This is a genomic window from Haloferax sp. Atlit-12N, from assembly GCF_003383095.1.
GTDB lineage: Archaea > Halobacteriota > Halobacteria > Halobacteriales > Haloferacaceae > Haloferax.
In genome coordinates this window covers 1-3,584 of the sequence record NZ_PSYW01000014.1, presented here as the reverse complement: position 1 = coordinate 3,584, position 3,584 = coordinate 1, and the positions used below count along the sequence as shown (strand labels likewise).

Here is a 3,584-nt window from a genome sequence, read left to right as displayed (position 1 = left end):
TACAACCTGTCTTGCTTGACGGATCAACTGTTTCTTCGTGATTGGTTGCTCCTCGGCGATGAACTGTAGGATCACGATTTCTTCTTTCGATGGACCCTGAATTGGGTAAGCTGGGAGTTCGGTAATGGCAGCCATTCCAAAACTCACTGGGGCTCCCTCGTCAACGTCGTCGTCTGACGCATAGCCTTCAGCTCGAACATAGTACGGTGTCACGTTCGCTGACCCTCGGGTTACCATGCATGCGATCATCCCACCGATCGCCGAAATTTTACTTCCCGTTGATAGGTTGACGTACACCTCATCTTTCGCGTGCCTCTTGATGATCTGCGCAATCTCACCTAGTACTGTGTACAAATCAAAGATGTCACACTGAACGGAATGCACAGTAATTCCGGCGTCCCGCAAATCCGCTTTCAACGTCGCGTGGTACTCCGGTTTTTCACCATCTGGTTCCTCGTGTTCCAGCAGGTACACGCTATCTGCTTTGTAATCAACTGCTGGTTCCAAAACCCGGTCGAACTCATATCCGAGGGGCGACACGTGGACCCGGTCAGGAACATGAATTCCCATTGTTACTTGGAATGATACTCTAACAAAAATCACTTTTGTAACGGTTGCAACGTTAGTAACATTTCTGACGAGATAATTTTTAAGCGGGCAGCTATCTTTCTTCCCGGTAATGCCAATTCGGAAGAAGTGGAGTCGAATGAATCGTTCCCAAATCAAGCGGACTGCTCCAACCAATGGTGGCGTGTACGAACTCACGAGTTTCGGTGAGGAGCGAGCGCTGTACATTGGAAGAACCGACAATCTCCAGCGACGTTTATTGGAGCACCTAGACGAGAAGAATCCGAATCGATTCCGTTTCAAGAAAGCAGGGTTCCTCCAAAGCCCGAAATCAATGGAGAAGACCGAATTCGATAGCTACGAGAACAAACACGGCAACACGCCACCCTGGAACACTCAGGACCCACGAACGGGCTGGTTCTAATATGGGGTACATCACAGGCGCATTCAAATATATCGTTAAAAGCGCATTCACGAACACGTACCCGATGCTCGTCTTTGGCGGGGCAACACTCGCTATCGTGTACTTATTCAATGATCTTGCGCACGGCCGGCCACTCGATGGCATCACCGCGTACGCCACCACAAAGTACCTCCCACCACTCACTGCAGAAGGGTTCGTCACTGTACTCGCAGTTGGCTGCGTCTGGGCAGGAGTCAAATGGTACTGGAATGTCCCACGCCAATGATACTGTAAATAGCACAGTAAACTGGGTCAAACAGATTGATATCATTCACCTCTCAACCCAAATGCGGCGAAGTCGCTTGACCGAGGGTTGATTGGGTACTCTTCGAATGAAACTTTTGGTGGACATTTCTGTTACATTCCAACCCTTGTTTCGTAGATTCGATACGATCCTTGTCGGTGGTTTGCTCCGCACGTGACGAGAACCGATCCTTCGCTGAGGATTTCAACAGAGCCATTCTGCTCACCTTTACTTTCACCTTGGTTGCCACACGTTATTGTATCTCCCGCTGTCAGGTAATAGTAATTCGAAACCAATGACCAAAATCCTCCATCTAAGCGATACGCACCTCGGCAATCGACAGTACGGAAGCGATACCCGCAGGGACGATTTCACGCGCAGTTTCGAGGCCGCCATCGACCGCGCACTCCAAGAGAATGTCGATGCGGTCATCCACACTGGCGACCTGTTTCACCGTCGAACACCGTCACTCCCCATCGTCACGAACTGCATCGAGATTCTCAGAAAGCTCGCCGATGAGGACATCCGGTTCTACGGAATCGTCGGGAACCATGACCGGAAAATGGACCAACAATGGCTCGATCTCATTCGAGAGACCGGCACGGCCGAACGCTTAGATCGAACGCCGACGATGGTGACCGACGACGTCGCGCTCTACGGGATTGACGCCGTCACTAAACCCGCGTGGGAGGCGACCGACTTCACGCTTGACGAGCCCGAAAACGACGACACGTTTTGCCTGCTTGGTCTCCATCAACTATTCGAGCCACTCGTCCCCGAGTTCTATGCCGACCACGACCTCGTAGAGGTGCTCGAACGAGTGAACATTGATGTCGACGCGCTCGCACTCGGTGACTATCACCAGACTGAGAGCGGCATTATCGACGGCGTCCCCGCGTGGTACGCTGGCTCGACCGAACGCTGTGCGACGGACGAAGTAGAGCCGCGGACCGTCAGCCTCCTCGAAATCGAGGACGGTGAACTCGACCGACGAGAGCTCGAACTCGAAACGCGGGAGTTCGTCTCAATCCGGATCGAGTTCGATGAGGAGGACAGTCACGGATACGCACGCGACCAGGTCGTCCGACACCAGCTCAATGACACGGTTGCTATCGTCACGCTCGCCGGTGAGCGGACACCCGTCACGTCGAGCGACGTTTACGAGATGGTCGTCGATAACGGCGCGGCGGTATGCAAGGTTGACGACCGTCGTGGACGAACACAGTTCGATCCCGAGGACGGCCCGCAGGGCGCGATTCAGAGCGCAGACAAACTCATCGAGGAGAAACTCGCCGAACAGAACCTCAGCGAGATCACAACCGCCGTCGAGGAACGCATTCGGAGCGATGACGACCTGGCGACCAACGAAATCGACGATGTCATCGAAGGGATGATCCAAGATGCCCAGACGGACGCCTTCGCGGACCTGGACGATGCGGATGATGATGATGAGGTGAGCGAGCAATGAAGATCAACTCGCTCACGCTCCAGAACATTCGGAGCTACGAGGATCAGACCGTCGAGTTCCCCGAAGGAACGATCCTCATCCACGGTGAGAACGGAGCCGGGAAGACCTCGCTCCTCATGGGGATTTTCGGTGGGCTGTTTCTCTCGAAGATCCGCAACGTCGGGACGAATAACTTCACGCTTGACGACCTCGTGCGACGCGGCGAAGACAAAGGAACGGTGGAGTTGGTCTTCGAGATCGACGGCACCGAATACACCGCGACGTGGAAGCTGTACACCACGAGCACGCCGAGCAGCGCTACGCTTGACACGCCTTCGTTCTCCGAACCGATCACCGGGATCGGTCCGGTCCGCGAAGAAGTCATCAGCCTCCTTGGCATGGATGAGGACGACTTCTCCAGTTCAGTCTACGTGAAACAGGGCGAGATCGACCGGCTGATCGACGCCGGCAACCGCGCCGAAATGATCGACAGCTTACTTGGCCTCGACGAGATTGACGAATACATCGACCGGATGAAACTCGCGCGCCGCGGAGCCGGGCGCGTCCAAGAACGAAACAAGAACAGCCGTGAGAACTACCAAGAGGACCTCGACGGCTTCGAGTACACCGAACCGGAGTACGAGAACGAAATCCAATCACTCACCGACCGCATTCAGGAACTGGAAGCGGAGATTGAGGAATACGACGAGTTCATCGACCAACTCAAAGAGCAACGCAACCGCATCGAGGGCGACATTGAGGATTACGAAGACCTCGAAGCACGACGCGACGATAAGATCGAACAGATCGAGTCCGCACAGGAAGACCGCACAGACGCGCAGTCCACCATCGACGATAGCGAG

At 54.4% G+C, this 3,584-nt stretch carries 5 protein-coding genes; 4 read left to right on the top strand and 1 reads right to left on the bottom strand.

From position 1 onward, the window contains the following. Window positions 1-570: DUF6293 family protein (locus C5B90_RS19570; RefSeq protein ID WP_115883596.1), on the bottom strand; the 570-nt coding region annotated here is incomplete at its 3' end. A 109-nt stretch (window positions 571-679) separates the two neighbouring features. Here C5B90_RS19570 and C5B90_RS21315 point away from each other — a divergent pair. The 4 genes from C5B90_RS21315 to C5B90_RS19555 all read left to right on the top strand — a co-directional run. Further along, window positions 680-991, top strand: coding sequence for a GIY-YIG nuclease family protein (locus tag C5B90_RS21315; RefSeq protein ID WP_115883595.1), 312 nt, complete (start codon window positions 680-682; stop codon window positions 989-991). 1 nt (window position 992) lies between these two features. Next, the gene (locus C5B90_RS20455; protein WP_148708259.1) at window positions 993-1,256 is read left to right on the top strand and encodes a hypothetical protein; all 264 of its coding nucleotides are present in this window, start codon (window positions 993-995) and stop codon (window positions 1,254-1,256) included. A gap of 313 nt (window positions 1,257-1,569) precedes the next feature. Further along, the gene (locus C5B90_RS19560) at window positions 1,570-2,742 is read left to right on the top strand and encodes a DNA repair exonuclease (protein ID WP_115883594.1); all 1,173 of its coding nucleotides are present in this window, start codon (window positions 1,570-1,572) and stop codon (window positions 2,740-2,742) included. Next, window positions 2,739-3,584 (top strand): AAA family ATPase (locus tag C5B90_RS19555; RefSeq protein ID WP_148708258.1); only part of this gene is annotated, 846 nt, incomplete at its 3' end. The genes C5B90_RS19560 and C5B90_RS19555, both read left to right, overlap by 4 nt.

Bases quoted from the DNA above. Each gene is read 5' to 3' on its own strand.
- C5B90_RS21315 (WP_115883595.1), top strand. From the start codon at position 680: ATGCCAATTCGGAAGAAGTGGAGTCGAATGAATCGTTCCCAAATCAAG.
- C5B90_RS20455 (WP_148708259.1), top strand. From the start codon at position 993: ATGGGGTACATCACAGGCGCATTCAAATATATCGTTAAAAGCGCATTC.
- C5B90_RS19560 (WP_115883594.1), top strand. From the start codon at position 1,570: ATGACCAAAATCCTCCATCTAAGCGATACGCACCTCGGCAATCGACAG.